Below are 18,597 nucleotides of genomic sequence, written 5' to 3' on the forward strand. Positions count from 1 at the left end.
CGCCATAGGGGACGCCCGTACGGGGCGACGACCAGCGTTTATCCATCTGGGGACCGAGGGCGGGGGTGACCCCGCCCTCTACCGTCGAAGACAGCCGCGGCGAACACGCCGCACCGCTCTTCGGGGAGTTGACCAAGATGGCCTCAACGGGTCGGCGGCTGTACCGGCCGCGTCACGGACGCTGGATCGCGGGTGTCTGCGCCGGACTGGCGCAGCGCTTCAACATGCCGGCATGGCTGGTCCGACTGCTGTTCCTGCTGTCGTGCCTGCTGCCGGGACCGCAGTTCATCGTCTACATCGCGATGTGGGTGATCGTCCCCGAGGAGTGAGCGCGGGGTGTCCGCGTCGCGTGATCGACGAGGGCTGTGCCGGGGGCCTCCGGCGCGGCCCTCGTGGCGTGTGCCGGGCCGGCGTGCGCGGCCGTGCCGCTCAGGAGTCCTCGCCGGACGCCGCCACGCCGAGCGCGCGTACCGCGTCCAGGGTGTCGGCCTCGGCGGCGCTCTTGTCCTCGCGGTAGCCGAGCACCCGGGCGAAGCGCAGCGTCACCCCGCCCGGATAACGCGTGCTGCGCTGCACCCCGTCGAACGCGATCTCCACGACGAGTTCCGGCCGCACGGTCACCTGGAAGTCGTCGCGCTCGACCGCCAGCTCCAGCAGCCGCTCGGTCTGCCAGGTCAGCATCGCGTCGGTCAGCCCTTTGAACGTCTTGCCGAGCATCACGAAGCCGCCGTTCGGATCCCGCGCGCCCAGGTGCAGGTTGGACAGCCAGCCGCGCCGCCGCCCGTTGCCCCACTCGGCGGCCAGGATCACCAGGTCGAGCGTGTGCCGGGGCTTCACCTTGACCCAGCCCGCGCCGCGCCGGCCCACCTCGTACGCCGCCTGCGCAGCCTTCACGACCACGCCCTCATGCCCGGCCGCCAGCGCCGCCGCGAACGCCTGCTGTGCCTGCTCCGGCGTTTCGGCGACGGTCCGCTCGACCCGCATCGCGGCGGGCAGCGTCGCGTCCAGCGCCGCCCACCGCGCGGTGCCCGGCTCGTCGATCCAGTCCGTGCCGTCCAGATGCAACAGGTCGAAGAAGTACGAGGTCAGCGACCCCGACGCGCGCTGTGCCGCCCGCCCTGAGGTCTCCTGGAACGGGCGCGGCCGCCCGCGCTCGTCGACCGCGATCGCCTCGCCGTCGAGCACGACCGAGCGCACCGGCAGCGCGCGCACCGCGGTCACGATCTCGGGCACCCGCGCGGTGATGTCGTCGAGGCTGCGGCTGAACACGGCGATCTCATCGCCGTCGCGGTGCGCCTGGATGCGGATGCCGTCCAGCTTCGCGTCCACCGCGGCCGGGACCCCGGTCGCCGCGAGGGCCTGTGCGGGGTCCGGCGCCGACTGGGCCAGCATCGGCGCGAGCGCGGTGCCCACCGACAGCCGCAGCGCCGACAGCCCGGCCTCGCCGTCGACCAGCGCGGTCGCGGCGACCGTCTTCAGGTCCCCCGACAAGAGCAGTGCCCGGCGCACGACTGCGGCCGGCGCCCCCGAGGCCAGCGCCACCGCGTCGGCCAGCAGCCCCGCCTGCGCGCCCTGCCGCAGCTCGCCGCGGATCAGCCCGCTGAGCAGCTGATGCTCGCCCGCGGTGGCCGCGCCGAACAGCGCCCCCACCGCCTCCCGCCGCCGCGCCTGCGAACCCTGCCCGCTGATCAGGCCCATCGACTCCAGCGCCGCATCGACGGCGCGCACGTCCAGCGTGGCCGCTTCGGCGGGCGGCGGCAGCTCCCGCAGGGACGCCCAGCCCACCCCGATCTGTCGCTGCCGCAGCTCCCCGCTGAGGTATGCCGCCCCGGCCGCGATCTCGACCGGATCGCCGCCCGCCGCCAGCTCCCGCAGAGCCGCGGCTAGCAGTTCCACCTTCGCCTTGCGGCCCGAGGTGGCGGTCACGGCAGCCGACGTCGCGGCGATTCCGGCGAACAGCATGCCCCCATCCTGGCAGCCCGCCCCGACACCCCACCTCGCAAAGCCGCTGTACGTCCGAACCGGCTCCGTTCCGAGCGGCACCCCCGTCCACCGCACCCCGCTTTTCATAGACGGTGGCCTATCCGGATGAATCTGATCGCGAATTTTTCATCTAGATAGGCCAACGTCGATAAAAACGGGTGGGCCGGGCACTTGGGTGACTTAGAAGATCTCGAGGGCGTGCGGGGCGCGCGTCCAGGTGAAGGCGGGGGCGGTGGCGGCTACGGCGCCGGGGCGCAACTCGTCGACGCGGCCGGCGGCGGCCAGCGAGCCGAGGCTGTTGCCGCCCAGGTAGACGGCGGCCAGGGCGGCGGTGTCCAGGCGCAGGTCGGGCTCGTCGGCGGTGGGCGCGCAGGTGGCGTGGTCGGGCCCGCCGCGCAGCCGGAATACGCCGCCGCTCCCGGGCAGCAGCTCGTCGACGACCTCCAGCACGACGTCGACCTCGGCGGCGTACCGGCGACCGGACAGCGCCGCGGGCACGTCGAGCAGGCGGGCCCACAGGCCGTCGCCCAGCCGCATACCGAGCCGGCGCGGGTCGTTGGCCAGGTACTGCAGGGGCTCGTCGAGCGCGCCGAGCCAGAGCCCTACCTTGCGGGTCAGGTCCACGTTGAGCAGGAAGTCCCAGAGCATGGTGTACGCCGCCGCGGTGGTCGTCACCGTCTCCATGACGCCGACCTCGCCGTTCGGCCCGCTGTCGTCCCAGCTGGAGCGGAACCGGTAGAGGGCGTAGCCGACCGGGATGTCGCCGTCGTGGCAGACCACGGCCTGCAGCGGGCCCGCCCCGCCGCGGTGCCAGGCCTGGTCGGCGAGGCGGTAGTCCCACCAGCGGGAGTCGCGGCTCGCGAAGCCGGGCCGGGACGGGCGGACCTGCTCGTAGAGCTCGGTGACCTGGGCCCGGTGCCGGGCGGCGGGTCCGGCGTGCAGGCGGAGCCCGTCCAGGAGGGACTTGTCGAAGCGGGAGCCGTCGAGGCGCGCCTCGCGGCGGTCGATCTCGAAGCTGAGACGGCGGCTGGCCAGGCCGTAGCCGTACCGGCCGTAGATGCTCCCCTCGCTGGCCCAGAGCACCGCCAGCGCCTCGCCGCGGTCGCGGATCTCGCCGAGCTGGCGGGTGAGCATCGCCGAGGCCAGGCCCCGGCGGCGGTGCGTGCCGGCCACGGCGACGAACGTGACGAATCCGGCGGGCAGCACACCGCCGGGCACGGACAGCTCGCGCGTGTACGTGCCGACGTGGCCGACCACCTGGTCGCCGTCCACGGCCAGCACCGACCGGGCGGGCTCGAACAGGGCCCGCTCCTCGTCCCACTCGCGCCCGGCGCCGTCGTTGAGGAAGGTGCGCTGGACCAGCTGGTTGACCTCGTCGTAGTCACCCTCGACGCCGGCCCGGAAAGTCACCATAGGAGGTTCTTAACCCGCGGGCGCGACAACGGCAACCGTATTCGCCGATGTGGCGGCTCAGCCCGCGCGGCCGGCCCACCAGGCTTCGACGTCGGCGGCCAGCGAGCTGTCCCGGTCGGCGCGCTCGGTGAGCGCCTCCAGCCAGCGTCCCACCAGCTCGGACACCCGGTGCAGGTCCTCCGGACGCACCTGCGGGTGCTCGGCGAAGTAGGCCAGCAGGCCCTGGGTCTCGGGGCGGCCGGCGTCGCACTGCGGGCACAGCCCGACGGTGCGGGTGCGGCTGGAGCGGGGCAGCGGCACCTGGGCGGTCAGGCACAGCGCCTCGGCGCAGCTGCCGCAGCGGGTGCCCCCGGCGGCGCGGACCTTGACGTCCGTCATCGCGACGCCTCTGGAGCGAACTGGCAGACCTGCACCGGAGCAGGTTACCGGGCGCACCCGCCCGCGTCCCGCCAGCCCCGCACCGTCTCGTGTCCGCGCCGCGCCGCCGGTGCCCGCCCGCACCCGCGGGGCGGCGGCGGGTCAGGCCGGGGTGAGCAGGCGGGTGTGCAGGGTGCGGGGGTCGGGGGCGGTGGGCAGGGCGGCGAGCCAGGCGGCCGCGGCGGCGGCGTCGCCGGCCGGGCGCAGGGCGGTGGCGGGCCAGCTCACCGCGATCGCGGCGGCCAGTTCGGCGGCCAGCGGGGTGTCGTTGGTGAGCAGGCCGCCGCCGCGGACCAGGACGGTGGACTCGCCGGGCGCGCGCACCATGGCGACGGTGTCGGCCAGGTGTGCCGCGCCGCGCTGCACGACGTCCACGGCGGCCGGGTCGTCGGCGTCGTAGAAGCGCAGCACCATCGGCGCGAGCCGGGCCAGGGCGATCGGCGACTCCGCGACGACCGCCTGCACCAGCGCGGCGGCGGTGTCGCGGCGGCGGGGCGCGACGGCGTCGGTGCCGAGCAGTTCGGCCAGCACGCCCGCGGCGAGCGCGCCGGGCGGGCGCTCCTTGTCCAGGTCGCGCAGGGCGCTGCGGACCGCCTCGCGGCCCAGCCAGTAGCCGGAGCCCAGGTCGCCGAGCAGCCAGCCGTGGCCGTCGGCGACGTGGTCGAGGCGGTGGCCGCGGACCCGGGCGGCGATCGCGCCGGTGCCGGCCACGATCACGGTGCCGTCGGGGTCGGGGGTGCCCGCGGCGTACGCCGCAAGCACGTCGCTGACCAGCTGGGGCTCGCAGCGCAGGCCGAGCCCGGTCCAGGCCTGGTCGAAGGCGGCGCGCAGGGCGGGGTCGGCCCCGAGCTTGGTGAACCCGGCCATGCCGAGCACCGCCCCGGCGACGGCCTCGGGCGCGGTGTCGCCGAGCGCGGCGCGGATCGCACCGGTCAGCTCGGTCAGCGCGGCGGCTCCGTGGGTGGTCGGGTTGCCGCCGCCGGCCCGCCCGGCCCCGAGCCGCTGCCCGTCGGGCGTGGCGAGGACGGCGCGGGTGCTCGTCCCGCCGACGTCGAGCCCGAGTACCAGCTTGTCCGACATGTCACCTCTTACCTCATCCAAACGGTCAACGCTGGTGTGGCCTATGCGGCATTCATGCTGCCCGTAGTGGCCGCCGGGAGCAAGAGCCGGGCAGCATCGCCAGGTAACAGCTTTGAAAAGTTTGCCCGTGGACTTGACAAGGGGGGGTCGTCAGTAAGAAGTTTTACCACTAACAGTTAACTTCCTTTCGGTTAACTGTTCGGGACCCGGTCAGTAGGAGAAGTCAGTGGTGGAGCGCGTGGAACCGGTCGCGGCGGTGCAGTCCGCCCCGCTGGAGATCCCGCACGCCCGGCTCAGTGGACTGGACCGGCCGGACAGCGTGCTGGTGCGGGTACGCGCCCAGCTGCCCGAGTTCACCGGGGCCCTGCAGCGCGTCGCCGAGCAGGTGCTGACCGACCCGGCGGGCGCGGCCCGCGCCACCATCGTCGAGCTGGCCGAGCGCTCCGGCACCTCGCCCGCCTCGATCACCCGCTTCTGCCGCGCCCTGGGCTTCGAGGGATACGCCGATCTGCGCCTGGCCATCGCCGGCGAGACCGGCCGCGCGGCCCGCTCCGCGGGCTGGGCCGAGGACATCGGCCGGGCCATCGAGCCGGGCGACCCGCTGGAGCGCGTACTCGCACAGATCATGGCGGCCGACACCCAGGCGATGCGCGACACCGCCGCGATGCTCGACCTCGCCGAGGTCGAGCGGGCCGCGGCCGCGATCTCCTCGGCCAACCGCGTCGACATCTACGGGGCGTCGGGCTCCGCGCTGGTCGGCGCCGAGATGCAGTTCTCGCTGCACCGCATCGGCATCGCCGCGTGGACCTGGCCGGACGTGCACAACGGCCTGGCCAGTGCCGCGCTGCTGCGCGAGGGCGACGTCGCGCTGGGCATCTCGCACACCGGGCAGACCCGCGAGACCGTGGAGATGCTGGCCGAGGCCGGCTCGCACGGCGCGGTCACCGTCGCGCTGACCGGCTTCCCGCGCTCGCCGCTGGCCGAGCTCGCCGACATCGTGCTGCTCACCGCGAGCCAGGCCACCTCGTTCCGCCCCGACGCGCTGTCGGCGCGCCACCCGCAGCTGGTGGTGCTGGACCTGCTCTACATCGCGGTCGCCCAGCGCACCCACGACCGCTCGCACGCCGCGTTCCAGCGCACCGCCCGCGCGGTGGACGCGCACCGTTTCAGCAACGGCCAGAGCAAGGAGGGCGACCTGTGACCGCCCCCGCCGCCGTGCTGTCCATGACCGTGCTCGACCCGATCGAGCACTGGGCCGACACCACATCGGGCAATGCCGCCCGGTGTGGTGCCGCACTGCAACCCGGTGCGGCCGGGTCCGCCGCGGCCGCGGGTCCGCCCGTGACCGCGACTGCTACAGGCACCGCCTCACCACACCCTCGAGTCACTATCTCAGCGACCCGAAACTGAGGAGACAATGATGTCCAACCACACCGACAGCCCGTCGGCCCTGAACCGTCGCAGCGTGCTGCGCCGGACCGCGGCCGTCGGCCTGCTGGCCACCCCCGCCGCCGGTCTGCTCTCCGCCTGTGTCGGCGGCGGTACCGACGAGCCCACCACCCAGGCGACCGGCCAGGTCTCCGCGGAGAACCCGCTGGGTGTCTCCGTCGACACCCCGGTCGAGGTTGTGATCTTCGATGGCGGTCTGGGCACCAAGTACGCCACCGACGTGCACGTGCCGTCGTACCAGAAGAAGTTCCCGAACTCGAAGGTGACCTTCTCCTCGACGCAGGAGGTCTCGACCGCCCTGCAGCCGCGGTTCGCCAGCAACACTCCGCCGGACATGGTCAACAACGCCGGCTCGAAGCTGATGGACCAGGGCAAGCTCGTCGAGGCCGGCCAGGTCGCCGACCTGACCGACCTGTTCGCCGCGCCGTCGCTGGACATCGCGGGCAAGACCGTTGCGGACACCCTGATCCCGGGCACCATCGAGCAGGGCACCTTCAACGGCAAGCCGTACGTGCTGAACTACGCCTACACCGTGTTCGGCCTGTGGTACTCCGGCAAGCTGTTCAAGGACAACGGCTGGACCGCGCCGACCAGCTGGGCGGACTTCACCGCGCTGCTGGAGAAGATGAAGGCCAAGGGCATCACCCCGTACTCGTACGCGGGTGCCAACGCGGCCTACTACCAGTACCTGGTCATCCTGACCACGGCCGCCAAGATCGGTGGCCCGGACGTGCTCAAGGCGATCGACAACCTGGAGAAGGGCGCCTGGACGAACGACGCCGTCAAGCAGGCCGCCACCCTCTGGGGCGAGATCGGCGCCAAGTACGGCAACAAGGCTCACCTGGGCCTGAAGCACACCGAGGTTCAGCTGCAGCAGAACCAGTACAAGGTGGGCTTCTACCCGTCGGGTTCCTGGCTGGAGAACGAGCAGTCCAAGGACACCCCGGCCGGCTTCGACTACCAGGTCGCCGCCATCCCGGGTGCCACCGCGTCGGACAAGCTGCCCGCCACGGGCCTCTACGCCGCCGCCGGTGAGATGTACTTCGTCGCCAGCAAGGGCAAGAACGTCCAGGGTGGCAAGGAGTACCTGCGCCACATGCTGTCCAAGGCCGGCGCCAAGGGCTTCACCGAGCTCACCAAGTCGCTGACCGTCGTCACCGGCGCGGCCGAGGGCCTGACCCTCTCGCCCGGTCTGACCTCGGCCAACGCGGCGCTGACCGCGGCCGGTGCGGCCAACTTCAGCTTCCGCTGGGACGCCTGGTACAAGAACCTGGACGACGAGTGCCGCGCCGCCACCAACAAGCTCATGTTCCAGGGTGGCACCGCCGACGAGTTCTGCACCCGTATGCAGGCCGCGGCTGACAAGACCGAGAAGAAGTTCTCCCGCTAAATCCCCCCGAAGCCGGAGTAGTTGATCATGCGGCAAGGTAAATACCCGTTCGTCATCGGGTTCCTGATCGCCCCACTTGCCCTTTACGGCATGTTCGTCCTGCGCCCGATCGCCGCGGCGGTCCAGGTGTCCATGACGAACTGGAGCGGTCTGTCCCCGAATTTCGATTTCGTCGGCCTGGAGAACTTCCAGAAGCTCCTGGACGACGACAAGGTATGGCTGGCAGCCAAGCACCACGTCTTCCTGCTGGTCACCTTGCCGGTGATCACGATCGCCCTCGCCCTGTTCTTCGCGTTCCTGTTGAACATGGGCGGGGGCACCCGCGGCGGCATGATGACCGGGGTCTGGGGGTCGAAGTTCTACCGCGTGGTGTTCTTCCTCCCCCAGGTCCTGGCCGTCGTCATCGTCGGCGTCATCTTCGGCCGGGTGTACGCCCCGGACGGCAGTGGCGTCCTCAACCGCTTCCTCGAACTGTTCGGCGTGGACGCGGTGCAGTTCATGGCCGAGTACGGCCTCTGGTCGATCCTCGGCGTGCTGGTCTGGCAGGCGGTCGGCTTCTACGTGGTGCTGTTCGCCGCGGGCATGTCGAGCATCCCGGCCGAGATCTACGAGGCGGCCGTGATGGACGGCGCCAGCCGGGTCACCATCTTCTTCCGGGTCACCATCCCGCTGCTGATGGAGACCGTGAAGGTCGCCTGGGTGTACCTCGGCATCCTGGCCATGGACGCGTTCGCCCTGGTGATGGTGCTCTCCATCGACGAGGGCGGCCCGGACGGGGCCACCACCGTGCTGCCGGTGCAGATCTACAAGTCGGGCATCCGGGAGTCGGACTACGGCTACGCGTCGGCGCTCGGCGTGGCGCTGGCCGTCTTCACCATCATCTTCGCGGTGCTGTCCCTGCGTGGCGGCAAGCGCAACGCGGTCGAGCACTGAGCGGGGTCTGTCGTGGCAAACAAGTCTGAGAAGCGCAGCAGCGCCGGCGTCCTGAACAAGCTGTCCCACGTCGCGCTGGCCGTCTGGGCCATCCTGATCATCTACCCGCTGATCTTCACGTTCCTCGCGGCGTTCAAGAACAACACCGAGATCTTCATCGGCAACCCGTTCGCGCTGCCGAGCCACTGGGACTTCGGCTCGTTCGGCCGGGCCTGGACCGAGGCGAAGGTCGGCACGTACTTCCTGAACAGCCTGATCGTGGTGTCGATCTCGACGTTCGGCACCATGCTGCTGGGCGCGATGGCGGCGTACGTGCTCGCGCGGTACGAGTTCATCGGGAACAGGTTCATCTACTTCCTGTTCATCGCGGGCCTGGCCTTCCCGGTGTACCTGGCGCTCACCCCGCTCTACATCGTGGTGCAGGAGCTGGGCCTGCTGGGCACGCACACCGGCCTGATCCTGGTGTACATCGCCTACTCGCTGCCCTTCACCGTGTTCTTCCTGGCCGCGTTCTTCAAGACGCTGCCCAACGCGGTGGCCGAGGCCGCGATGATCGACGGCGCCTCGCACACCAAGCTGTTCTTCCGGGTGATGATGCCGATGGCCAAGCCCGGCCTGATCAGCATCACCATCTTCAACATCATCGGCCAGTGGAACCAGTACGTGCTGCCGGTCTCCCTGCTCCCCGGCGGTGCCGAGGGCCAGGAGAAGTGGCTGCTCACCCAGGGCATCGCCAACATCTCCACCGCTGCCGGCTACCAGGCCGACTGGCCCGCCCTCTTCGCGGCACTGTCGATCGCGATCATCCCGATGATCATCGTCTACACGATCTTCCAGCGCCAGATCCAGTCCGGCCTCACCGCCGGCGCGGTGAAGTAGCTCCCTCCGCTTTCCCGGTCAGGGCGGTCTCGTATGAGACCGCCCTGACCTTTTCGCCTCAGTAGGGGCGGGCCACGGAGCAGTAGGCGTAGAGGTGGGTCTGGGGTTGGGCGTCGACGGTGGGCAGGGCGGGTTCCCAGAGGTCGGTGACGAGATCCTCGACGGTGAAGCCGTGGCGGTTCAGGAGATGCCTCAGGTCTTCCCGGGGGTACGCGGTCAGGGGCACCCGAGTGCCGAGGAAGTCGCGCATGAGGTGGTCCGAGTCGCCCTCGACCATGCCCAGGGCGAAGTAGCCGGTGTGGTCGAGGACGTGGTGGATGTCGTCGAGGGCCTTGTCGATGTCGGCCCGGGAGAGCATGAGCAGCGAGAAGAAGGCCGCCACGCCGTCGAAGCGCTGCTGGGTGGGGTGCAGGCCGTCGAGGTCGAACAGGTCGCGCTCCACGAAGATGGCCTCGGGCACGGTGTTGCGGGCCAGTTCGAGCATCACGGGTGAGGTGTCGATGCCGACGACGTGGCAGCCGCCGTCGATGAGCTGGCGGGCGGTCGGGGTGCCGGCGCCGCAGCCCACGTCGAGCACCAGCGGGTGCTGCCGGTCGGAGAGCCGTTCCAGCAGCCACCGGCCCGCGGCGAGCTGGCCCGGCCGGTCCGCGAAGGCCTCGCTGTAGGTCGCGCCGATCCGGTCGAACACGGGCCTGGATTCGGTCATGACTTCTATATAGCCGCATCCCGCCGGGCCCGGAGCTGATTCGGGATGTCCGCCCCGACCAGCACAATGGGCGGCGTGACGGTGATCGCGGTGGTGGCGGACGGCAGCGGCGGCGGCCGACTGCGCCCGCTGGACGCCGCGGGCGAGCCCAGCGGGCGCGACGAAGCCGTGGCCGACCTCGCCGCGGCCGTCGCCTCCCGTGAGCAGGATGGCGGGCCGCGGTGGCTGTGGGGGTCGACGGAGCAGGTCTACGGGCCGCTGCTGCCCGCGGGGGTGCGGGTGCGCCGCTGCCATGACGTCGAGCTGGCCGAGGTGCTGCTGATCGGGTACGCCGGGCGCTACGGCGAGCCGCGCTCGGCCGCCGCGGCGTACGCCCGGCTGACCGGTGCGCCGGTGCCCGCCGATCAGGCGGCGCGGCCCGCCCAGCCGCCCGGAGACCTGCAGGGCACCCTGTTCGGCGACACGCCCGCCCCGGTCGCGGTGCCGGACGGCGTGGACCCGCTGGAGGCGCTGGCCGCGGTGTATCGCGACCAGCTCGCCCGCACCGCCGCCGTCGGGCACCCGGCGCGGATGCGGCTGCTGATCGCGGCGGAGTCGGCCAGTGCGCTGATCGCCGCCGAGATGGGGCACACCGGGCTGCCCTGGCAGGCCCGCGCCCACGACGAGATCCTGGTCGGCCTGCTGGGTGAGCCGTCCCCGGTGGGCGGGCCGCCGCGGCGGCTCGCGGAGCTGTCGGGCCGGATCGCCGAACTGCTGAACGCGCCGGGGCTGCACCCCGACTCGCCGGCCGAGCTGCGCAAGGCGCTGCGCCGGGCCGGGATCGAGGTGCCCAACACCCGGTCCTGGGTGCTGCGCGCGGTCGACCACCCGGTCATCGAGGTGCTGCTGGAGTACAAGGAGCTCTACCGGATCTGGACCGCGCACGGCTGGAGCTGGCGGGAGCAGTGGGTGCAGCAGGGGCGCTTCCGGCCCGCGTACGTGCCGGGCGGGGTGGTCACCGGACGCTGGGCCACCCGGGGCGGGGGAGCGCTGCAGATCCCCAAGGCGGTGCGCGGCGCGGCCCGCGCCGATCCGGGCTGGCGGCTCGTCGTCGCCGACGCCGGGCAGTTGGAGCCGCGCATCCTCGCCGCGGTGTCCGGTGACGCCGGGCTGGCCCGTGCCGCGGCCGCAGGCGACCTCTACGCGGTGCTGGCCGCCGAGGCGTTCAAGGGCGACCGGGCGGCGGCGAAACTGGCCCTGCTGGGTGCGATGTACGGCCAGACCGGCGGCGCGGCGGCGCCCGCGATCGCGGCGCTGCGCGGCAGCTACCCCAAGGCCTGGGCGTACGTCGAGGCGGCCGCGCGCACAGGCGAGACCGGCGGCCTGGTGCGCTCCTGGCTGGGCCGCACCTGCCCGCCGTCGGCGCTGGAGTCGTCGTGGACCGACGAGGGTGCGTCGGGCCGCTCGCGGGGCCGGTTCACCCGCAACTTCGTCATCCAGGCCACCGCCGCCGAATGGGCCGCCTCGCTGCTGGCCACGCTGCGCGCCCGGCTCTGGAACACCCGCGCCGAGCTGGTCTTCTTCCAGCACGACGAGGTCATCGTGCACTGCCCGCAGGACGAGGCAGACCTCGTGGTGGCCGCCCTGGAAGCCGGGGCGAAAGCGACGGGCGAGCTGCTGTTCGGCAGCTCGCCCGTGCGGTTCCCGCTCACCGTCGCCGTCGTGGACTCCTACGGCGACGCGAAGTAGGCCGTGCTCTTACCGAGGCCGCGTCAGACCTCGATGTCGAAGCGCTTGAGCAGCGCCGGGGCCAGCAGCCCCGCGCCCGCGACCAGCGAGATCACCGTGAACGCGGAGCGCAGCACGGTGGTCTCCACCTTGCTGCCCGCCTCGATGGCAAAGGTGTCCGGCAGGCCGATCATGCGCCACATGCGCCGCCCGGTCGGGATCGGCCACAGGATCGGCACCCCGGCCCGGGTCACGATGTCGCCCATCAGGTGCACGATGCAGCCGACCCCCACCGCCAGGCCGATCATCGGATACCCGCGGTTCTCGCTGGGCAGGAAGTTGAACGCGAAATAGGCCGCGCCTGCCGAGGTCAGCGTCACGATGACCCAGCCGGCCCGGTCGGCCCACTTGTCGAACAGCCCGCGCAGCGCGAAGCCGAACATGAAGAACAGGATGCCGATCACCGCCCACCGGCCGAACCTGGTGCACAGCCAGATCGAGCCGAAGCCCATCAGCGCCGCGAACGGCAGCGTGTGGGTCAGCGTGCGGTGGCCGTTGTGCCGGTCGGGGTCCTTGCTCAACTTGGTGGCCGTGTACACGCCGACCGAGATCTTCTCGATGACCTCGGCGACGAACAGCGAGGCCACCCCGAAGCTGCGGGAGACGGTCGAGCCGCCCTGGCCCTTGGTCACCTTGCCGGACATGTCCAGATCGGGCAGCAGCGCCCCGCCCGCGCACACCGCGGCGCCGACCGCGATGGTCGTGGCCGACTGGGGATAGTCGAAGAACTGCGCGGCCACCCAGGACCCGGTCAGCCACGTGGCCGCGCCGGACAGCGCGTGCTGTGGACCCATCATGATGTTTGATTCCTCCCCTGACCACCACAACGTCGCGTTGCGATCAACGTCGCACACTGTGTCAAACAAGGGCGTCCGGATGCAATCGGCCGGATCTCCATAGCAGACGGTTGCGGCGGGGTCACGCAGGGCGGCGCGGCGCGCCGTATGTTTGCCGGCCGGATACGCCCAGCTCATCGCGTAAGGCGTTCTCCGTCAGCGGATACGGGTGGTGCGGGTCGAGGCGTTCGGGCGTTGTCGGATCCCCGTCATCGTCGATCGGCAGGCCGACCGCCACCCGTTCCCGGTCGGGCACCGGCACCCAGTCGTCGCCGTCCCACATCACGTCGTCGCGGCTGTGCGCGCCCGGATGGTCGTGCCCGGCCAGGTCGTCCCAGACGTGCGCCAGCTCGTGGTAGAGCACCACGACCGGCGGCGCGCCGCCCGGCAGGCCCTGGAAACCCGGCTCGTACGAGATGACGTGCCGGTCGGCGTCCCCGTCGACGCCCGCGAAGCCGTTGGCGGCCCCGAACGGCAGCTCCCGGACCTCCAGGGTGTCCGGCCCGTCGCCGGGCAGCCAGCCGTCGCCGCCGGCCAGCGCCGTGTCCAGCTCGGCCAGCATGCGCCGCCCGGCCGGTGAGGCGCGCAGCAGGTCCAGATCGGATGCGACGCGCTCGGCGAACTCCGGGGTGCCGGTGACCGTGATCCCCGCACCTGCCACGGTCTGCGGTGCGAGGTGCGACGACTCGGCCTCGGCGACGGGATCGGCGAGGTCGCGGTAGGCGCGGTCGAAGCCGCCCGCGCCGTCGAGGCCGTCCCTGCCCGCGCCGCCGGCGAGCACGTCGTCGCCGTCTCCGCCGGACACCAGGTCGCTGCCGCGGCCGCCGGACAGGTGGTCGCGTCCCGCGCCGCCGCGCAGCGTGTCGTCGCCGCTCAGGCCGTACACGGTGTCGTCGCCCGGCCCGCCGTCGGCCACGTCGGCCCCGGCCCCGGCGTCGAGGTAGTCCCGGCCGCCACCGCCCAGCAGCAGGTCGTCGCCGTCCCGGCCGAGCAGCGTGTCCGCGCCGTCCGCGCCGTGCAGCAGCTGCCCGCCGTCGATCCGGTCGTCGCCCGCGCCGGAGAGCACGCTGACCGGGGCCGCCACGGCCGGGTCGACACGCACCCGGTCGTCCCCGGCCCCGGTGCGCACCACCAGCCGCCCGTCCGGGACCGCGGCCACCGTCACGCCGTCGACCAGGACCAGCGGGCGACCGGCGGCGTCGACGGTGACCACCACGTCGTCGTCGTTCGCGCCGGTGTTCACCAGGGTGACGCCACCGCCGCGCACCACCACCGGCTCCGACGGCTCCGGCGTCGGCGGCTGCGCGGCAGGCGGGAACGCTCCGGCCAGCTCGTGCCAGCCCGCCGCAACGGCGGCGAGGGCGGCCTCGGCCTGGCGCGTCGCGGCGGTCAGGTCGCCGCGCAGGTCGGTCGCCTCGGCGGCGGCCGCGTGCACCCGGGCGGCGTGCGCCGGGCCGGGCGCGAAGAACAGGACACGGTCCGGGCCGCCGCGGCAGGGCACCGCGGCGGTGACCCGGGCCAGCGACTCGTCCAGGTGCCGCTGCACCGAGGTCAGCCGCCCGGCCAGGGCCTCCAGTGCGAGCGCCGCCCGCCGGGCCAGCTCCGCCGCGAGCGCGATCCCGGCGGCCAGCCGCCTGCGGGAGTCCTCGTAGGCCGTCGCGTCGGCGCCGGTCCACGTCGCGCTCGCGGCGGTGGCCGCGGCCAGCCCGTCCGCGGTGTCGGCGGCCAGCGCCGCGCAGGACCGCCAGCGCTGTGCCGCCGCCAGCAGCGGCGCCGCTCGCACCGGCAGCGACCACAGCGGCGGCAGCGCGATGACGAACCCGGCGACAGCGCCCGACGGCGCGTCCTGTCTCACCGCACACCAGCCGGAATGCGAGATCTCCACGGGCTTGCGGCAGGGTGCTGCGGCGCGCTGGCCTTCCCTCGCGCACTCGGTCGGCGGGTCACCACATGCCCCTGGGGTGGCGCGGTTCGCGGACGCGGTCGAGGTCCGCGGCCGACTGCTCCTCGGCGCGCCGGTGGGTGGCCGCGACCAGGTACAGCCGGTCGGCGTCGGTGAGCAGACCGTCGGCGAGCGCCGCGAGCGCGTGTTCCGCCGCCCGCACCGTGGCCAGGTGGGCCGCCGCAATGGCGGCATCCATTCCGGAGGGACGCTCCGGCGGCGGTGGTGCGGCCCGGTGCAGGGCCTCGGCCAGGGATTCCAGGTCCGCCGCCAGCCGCAGGGTCTGCGGGGGCTCGCCGGTCAGCTGCGTCACGCATCGAGCGTGGCAGCGCGTGGGGGACGGCACAACGCCCCCCACGCGAGCTGTGGATAACTCCGACTCAGGCGACCGCCGCCGGGGTGAAGATGCCGGTCACCAGCTCCGTGAGCAGCTCCGGGCCGTGTTCGGTGAGCACCGACTCGGGGTGGAACTGCACGCCGGCGAAGCCCGGCCCGCGCAGCGCGTGCACGAACCCGGTGCCGTCCTCGCGGGACAGCTGCAGGTCGCCGTACGCGGTGGACAGGGTGTCGGCGGGGGCGACCGCGGTGAAGGTGGAGTAGAAGCCCACCCGGCGGGTCACCCCGAACAGGTCGATGTCGCACGGCAGGCCCTGGTAGGGCACGTCGCGACGGTGCATCGGCAGGCCGAGGCGGCGGCTGAGCACCTGGTGGCCCAGGCACACGCCGAGCAGCGGCGCGCGGCGGGACAGCCGCTCCTCCACGACCCGGCCCAGCGCCGCCACCCGCGGGTCGGTGTCGTCGCCCGGATCGCCGGGCCCGGGTCCGGCCACCACCAGGTCGTACGAGCTGAGCCCGCCCAGTGCCGTGGTGGGCTGGACGGTGACCCGCATGCCCAGCGAGCGCAGCACGTGCCCGAGCATGCCGGTGAAGGTGTCCTCCGCGTCGACGATCAGCGCGGTGCGGCCCACCAGCGGCCCGGCCACCGGCTCGGCGGCGCGCTCGGCCAGCCAGAACCGCGACAGCCGCTCGTTGCGGGCCAGCAGCGTGGCGCGCACCGCCGGGTCGGCGGCCAGCTCCTTGATGTCGGCGGCGGAGTGCGTGTCCGGCGCGGTGCGCAGGCCCAGTGCGGTGAGCACGCCGCCCGCCTTGGCGTGGGTCTCGGCGACCTCGCCGTCCGGGGTGGAGTCGCGCACCAGCGTCGCGCCCGCCTTGACGGCGATGGTCCCGTCGGCGGCGATGTCGGCGCAGCGGAACAGGATCGGCGCGTCCAGCGTCTGCCGGCCGTCGGCGTCGCGGCCCAGCAGCGCCAGCACCCCGGCGTAGTAGGCGCGGCCGGAGGTCTCGTAGCGGGCGATGACGCGGGCGGCGTTCTCGATCGGGCTGCCGGTCAGGGTCGGGGCGAACATGGTCTCCCGCAGCACGTCGCGCACGTCCAGGTCGGTGCGCCCGGCCAGCAGGTACTCGGTGTGGGTGAGGTGGGTCATGTGCTTGAGGTAGGGGCCGAGCACCTGGCCGCCCTGCTGGGCGACCACGGCCATCATCTTGAGCTCCTCGTCGAGCACCATCGACAGCTCGTTGATCTCCTTGCGGTCGCTGAGGAAGCTCAGCAGCGTTCCGCGCCCGTCCGGGCCCGGCGCGAGGTCGCGGTGGCGCAGCGTGCCGGAGATCGGGTTCATCATCACCAGGCCGTCGTCGACGCTGACGTGCCGTTCCGGTGACGCGCCGACCAGCGTCCGGCCCCCCTCGCCGGGCAGGTGGACCAGGAACGACCAGTACACGCCCCGCTCACCCGAGATCAGGCGGCGCAGCGCGGCCCCGGCGAGCAGGCGGGGGTCTGCCTCAGTGTGCGCGCGGGCGGTGCGGTGGATCACGAAGTTGGATCCGGCGCCGTGGCCGATCTCGTCGCGCAGCACCGCGGCGACCAGTTCCCGGTAGGCCGCGTCGTCGATGTCGAAGCCGAGGTCGGTCACGTCGGGCACGGTGTCCGGGAGGGCGGCCAGGGCCTCGGCGAGCGGGATGCGGTCGTACGACTCGACGGTCAGGCAGGCCAGCGGGGTGCCGTCGTCGATGCGGTCGAAGCCGCGCTCGACGAGCTGGCGGTAGGGCACCAGGGCGAGCGTGCGCGGACCGGCCTCGTCGCCGTCCGCGTGCTCGGGCAGGGGGATGTCGGCCAGCCGTGCCACGGTGGACAGCGGACCTCGCAGCACCTCGAGGTGCTCGGAACCTTCGCGTCGCAACAGCGCGAACGGGCCCGGGTCGGGCGCGCCGAGCAGATCGTGGAGCAGGTTCATCGATGGTCTCCCGGTTCGGGTGGGCCGTATGCCGGGCGACCGATAAAGCAAAGGCCGCCTCGTCGAGGCGGCCGCGGTGTGGGTATGCCTACCCGCGCGTGTCGATGGCCGCCGGTCGGGCGCGCCACCACAGGTTGCGGGTGGAAGTCATGGCGGTAACCGTACCGGCGACTCGCGCGACTGTCCAGAAACCTCACCGGTCGGTTGTCATATTCGTGCTCACCTATCCACTTTTCACTGTGTGACGGGTAACATACCGCGAGTCACCAGTGGTGGCGGTGGTTCAGCCGAGGCAGGGGAGGGGCCGGTGGCGGGCGACGTACGTGAGCAGTGGATGGCATCCCGTCTCGCGGCCGCGTTCACGCTTCCGCTGATCGCCTTCGCGCTGGTGGCGTGCGCGCTGCTGGGCTGGGCCGTGGCCGAGGCCCTGCAGATGCGGGAGGCGGCCGCGCTCGGGGTCGACGGCGCCGCGTTCGCCGAGGACGTGGCCTGGCGATGGGTGGCCGTGATCGCGGTCGGCCCGGTGCTGGCCTTCGGGTTGCTGGTCCGCCTCGTCGCCGCTGTGCGGCGGGAGCTGCTGGCCGCCGCCGAGGGTTTGCGCCGCGACGCGCAGGCCCTGGCCGACGAGCTTCCGGCGACCTTCGAGCGGCTGCGGACGGGCAACGGCGAGCCTCCCGCGGAGGAGGCGTACGGACCACCGAGCGAGGTGACGTCCCCGGCCGACGGGTTCGCCGCGGCCGGTGCGGCGCTGTCGGCGGTCCGCGACAGCGTGGTCGCGCTCGCGCTGCGCCAGGCACGCTCGCGGCGGGCCGTCAACGGGATCTTCACGAACCTGGCCCGGCGCTCGCAGATCCTGGTGGAACGGCAGTTGCGCCTGCTCGACGAGATGGAGCGCGACGAGCGCGACCCCGACCGGCTGGCGGCACTGTTCAAACTGGACCATCTGGCCGCCCGGCTGCGCCGCAACGACGAGAACCTGCTGGTGCTCGCCGGGGCCGAGCCGCGCCGGCGGTGGCGCGAGGGCGTGCCGCTCGCGGCGCTCGCGCTGGCCGCGCTCTCCGAGATCGAGCATTATGAGCGGGTGCGCGCCGACGTCGACGACTCGTTGTACATCGCCGGGCACGCCGCCGCCGACATCGGTCACCTGCTGGCCGAGCTGCTGGACAACGCCACCGCCTTCTCCGCGCCGGACACGGCGGTGCGGGTGAGTGCGCACGCCGCGCCCGGCGGTGCGCTGGTCGAGATCGTGGACGAGGGCATCGGCCTGAGCGAACGCGCGCTCGCCGAGGCCAACGCGCTGCTGGCCCTGCCCGCCGAGGTCGACGTGGCGTCCAGCGAGCGGATGGGTCTGGTGGTGGTGAGCCACCTCGCGGCCCGGCACGGGGTGCGGGTGGGCCTGTCGCTGTGCCCGGACCGCGGCGTGCGCGCGGCCGTCGAGCTGCCCGCCGCACTGCTGGCCGAGCCCGCGGACCCGCCGCACCGGCCCGCGCCGCCCGTCGCCGGGCCGGCCC

General features: G+C 72.9%; 16 protein-coding genes. 7 read left to right on the plus strand and 9 right to left on the minus strand.

All coding sequences use genetic code 11. The features are described from left to right. Window positions 1-137: 137 nt before the first annotated feature. Entirely contained in the window at window positions 138-329 is a 192-nt protein-coding gene (locus F9C41_RS12715; RefSeq protein ID WP_155386869.1) for a PspC domain-containing protein, read from the plus strand. A gap of 100 nt (window positions 330-429) precedes the next feature. Here the strand turns inward: F9C41_RS12715 and F9C41_RS12720 are convergent, their stop codons facing one another. From F9C41_RS12720 to F9C41_RS12735, 4 genes are all read right to left on the minus strand, one after another. Next, window positions 430-1,962 (minus strand): ATP-dependent DNA ligase, encoded by a 1,533-nt coding sequence (locus F9C41_RS12720; RefSeq protein WP_155386870.1) that lies wholly within the window; start codon window positions 1,960-1,962, stop codon window positions 430-432. A 201-nt stretch (window positions 1,963-2,163) separates the two neighbouring features. Continuing rightward, window positions 2,164-3,396 carry a GNAT family N-acetyltransferase gene (locus F9C41_RS12725; RefSeq protein ID WP_155386871.1) on the minus strand — a complete coding sequence of 411 codons (1,233 nt, stop codon included), beginning with the start codon at window positions 3,394-3,396 and terminating at the stop codon, window positions 2,164-2,166. Between the two features lie 57 nt (window positions 3,397-3,453). Then, window positions 3,454-3,774, minus strand: a complete 321-nt coding sequence (locus F9C41_RS12730; RefSeq protein ID WP_120315915.1) for a DUF6300 family protein — start codon at window positions 3,772-3,774, stop codon at window positions 3,454-3,456. A gap of 141 nt (window positions 3,775-3,915) precedes the next feature. Then, on the minus strand, window positions 3,916-4,893 hold the full coding sequence (locus F9C41_RS12735) for an N-acetylglucosamine kinase (RefSeq protein WP_155386872.1): 978 nt from the start codon (window positions 4,891-4,893) through the stop codon (window positions 3,916-3,918). A gap of 256 nt (window positions 4,894-5,149) precedes the next feature. Between F9C41_RS12735 and F9C41_RS12740 the strand changes: the two genes are divergently transcribed. The 4 genes from F9C41_RS12740 (at window position 5,150) to F9C41_RS12755 (ending at window position 9,544) form a co-directional block, all read left to right on the plus strand. After that, complete coding sequence (locus F9C41_RS12740; RefSeq protein WP_155387007.1) at window positions 5,150-6,094, plus strand: MurR/RpiR family transcriptional regulator; 945 nt, start codon at window positions 5,150-5,152, stop codon at window positions 6,092-6,094. 219 nt (window positions 6,095-6,313) lie between these two features. Beyond that, entirely contained in the window at window positions 6,314-7,732 is a 1,419-nt protein-coding gene (gene ngcE / locus F9C41_RS12745) for an N-acetylglucosamine/diacetylchitobiose ABC transporter substrate-binding protein (protein ID WP_155386873.1), read from the plus strand. Between the two features lie 27 nt (window positions 7,733-7,759). After that, on the plus strand, window positions 7,760-8,665 hold the full coding sequence (locus F9C41_RS12750) for a carbohydrate ABC transporter permease (protein WP_120315913.1): 906 nt from the start codon (window positions 7,760-7,762) through the stop codon (window positions 8,663-8,665). Window positions 8,666-8,677: 12 nt separating this feature from the next. Then, window positions 8,678-9,544 (plus strand): carbohydrate ABC transporter permease, encoded by an 867-nt coding sequence (locus tag F9C41_RS12755; protein ID WP_155374536.1) that lies wholly within the window; start codon window positions 8,678-8,680, stop codon window positions 9,542-9,544. Between the two features lie 58 nt (window positions 9,545-9,602). Here F9C41_RS12755 and F9C41_RS12760 read toward each other — a convergent pair whose 3' ends face one another. Then, window positions 9,603-10,250, minus strand: coding sequence for a class I SAM-dependent DNA methyltransferase (locus F9C41_RS12760; RefSeq protein ID WP_155386874.1), 648 nt, complete (start codon window positions 10,248-10,250; stop codon window positions 9,603-9,605). A gap of 66 nt (window positions 10,251-10,316) precedes the next feature. Here F9C41_RS12760 and F9C41_RS12765 point away from each other — a divergent pair, with 66 nt between their 5' ends. Next, on the plus strand, window positions 10,317-11,978 hold the full coding sequence (locus F9C41_RS12765; RefSeq protein WP_407924696.1) for a bifunctional 3'-5' exonuclease/DNA polymerase: 1,662 nt from the start codon (window positions 10,317-10,319) through the stop codon (window positions 11,976-11,978). A gap of 23 nt (window positions 11,979-12,001) precedes the next feature. On the opposite strand, the gene F9C41_RS12770 is transcribed toward F9C41_RS12765, so the two are convergent. From F9C41_RS12770 to F9C41_RS12785, 4 genes are all read right to left on the minus strand, one after another. Beyond that, complete coding sequence (locus F9C41_RS12770; RefSeq protein ID WP_155386876.1) at window positions 12,002-12,814, minus strand: metal-dependent hydrolase; 813 nt, start codon at window positions 12,812-12,814, stop codon at window positions 12,002-12,004. Window positions 12,815-12,935: 121 nt separating this feature from the next. Further along, a complete protein-coding gene (locus F9C41_RS12775) occupies window positions 12,936-14,708 on the minus strand; it encodes a M91 family zinc metallopeptidase (RefSeq protein WP_155386877.1) in 1,773 nt (590 codons plus the stop codon). A gap of 88 nt (window positions 14,709-14,796) precedes the next feature. Further along, entirely contained in the window at window positions 14,797-15,108 is a 312-nt protein-coding gene (locus tag F9C41_RS12780) for a hypothetical protein (protein WP_155386878.1), read from the minus strand. Between the two features lie 67 nt (window positions 15,109-15,175). Continuing rightward, window positions 15,176-17,086 carry an anthranilate synthase family protein gene (locus tag F9C41_RS12785; protein WP_155386879.1) on the minus strand — a complete coding sequence of 637 codons (1,911 nt, stop codon included), beginning with the start codon at window positions 17,084-17,086 and terminating at the stop codon, window positions 15,176-15,178. Between the two features lie 334 nt (window positions 17,087-17,420). Between F9C41_RS12785 and F9C41_RS12790 the strand changes: the two genes are divergently transcribed. Continuing rightward, the coding region (locus F9C41_RS12790; RefSeq protein WP_330164757.1) for an ATP-binding protein at window positions 17,421-18,597 on the plus strand (1,177 nt) is incomplete at its 3' end.

Source organism: Catellatospora paridis (assembly GCF_009720365.1).
GTDB lineage: Bacteria > Actinomycetota > Actinomycetes > Mycobacteriales > Micromonosporaceae > Catellatospora > Catellatospora paridis.

Bases quoted from the DNA above. Each gene is read 5' to 3' on its own strand.
- F9C41_RS12715 (WP_155386869.1), top strand. From the start codon at position 138: ATGGCCTCAACGGGTCGGCGGCTGTACCGGCCGCGTCACGGACGCTGG.
- F9C41_RS12720 (WP_155386870.1), bottom strand. From the start codon at position 1,962: ATGCTGTTCGCCGGAATCGCCGCGACGTCGGCTGCCGTGACCGCCACC.
- F9C41_RS12725 (WP_155386871.1), bottom strand. From the start codon at position 3,396: ATGGTGACTTTCCGGGCCGGCGTCGAGGGTGACTACGACGAGGTCAAC.
- F9C41_RS12730 (WP_120315915.1), bottom strand. From the start codon at position 3,774: ATGACGGACGTCAAGGTCCGCGCCGCCGGGGGCACCCGCTGCGGCAGC.
- F9C41_RS12735 (WP_155386872.1), bottom strand. From the start codon at position 4,893: ATGTCGGACAAGCTGGTACTCGGGCTCGACGTCGGCGGGACGAGCACC.
- ngcE (WP_155386873.1), top strand. From the start codon at position 6,314: ATGTCCAACCACACCGACAGCCCGTCGGCCCTGAACCGTCGCAGCGTG.
- F9C41_RS12750 (WP_120315913.1), top strand. From the start codon at position 7,760: ATGCGGCAAGGTAAATACCCGTTCGTCATCGGGTTCCTGATCGCCCCA.
- F9C41_RS12760 (WP_155386874.1), bottom strand. From the start codon at position 10,250: ATGACCGAATCCAGGCCCGTGTTCGACCGGATCGGCGCGACCTACAGC.
- F9C41_RS12765 (WP_407924696.1), top strand. From the start codon at position 10,317: ATGGGCGGCGTGACGGTGATCGCGGTGGTGGCGGACGGCAGCGGCGGC.
- F9C41_RS12770 (WP_155386876.1), bottom strand. From the start codon at position 12,814: ATGATGGGTCCACAGCACGCGCTGTCCGGCGCGGCCACGTGGCTGACC.
- F9C41_RS12785 (WP_155386879.1), bottom strand. From the start codon at position 17,086: ATGAACCTGCTCCACGATCTGCTCGGCGCGCCCGACCCGGGCCCGTTC.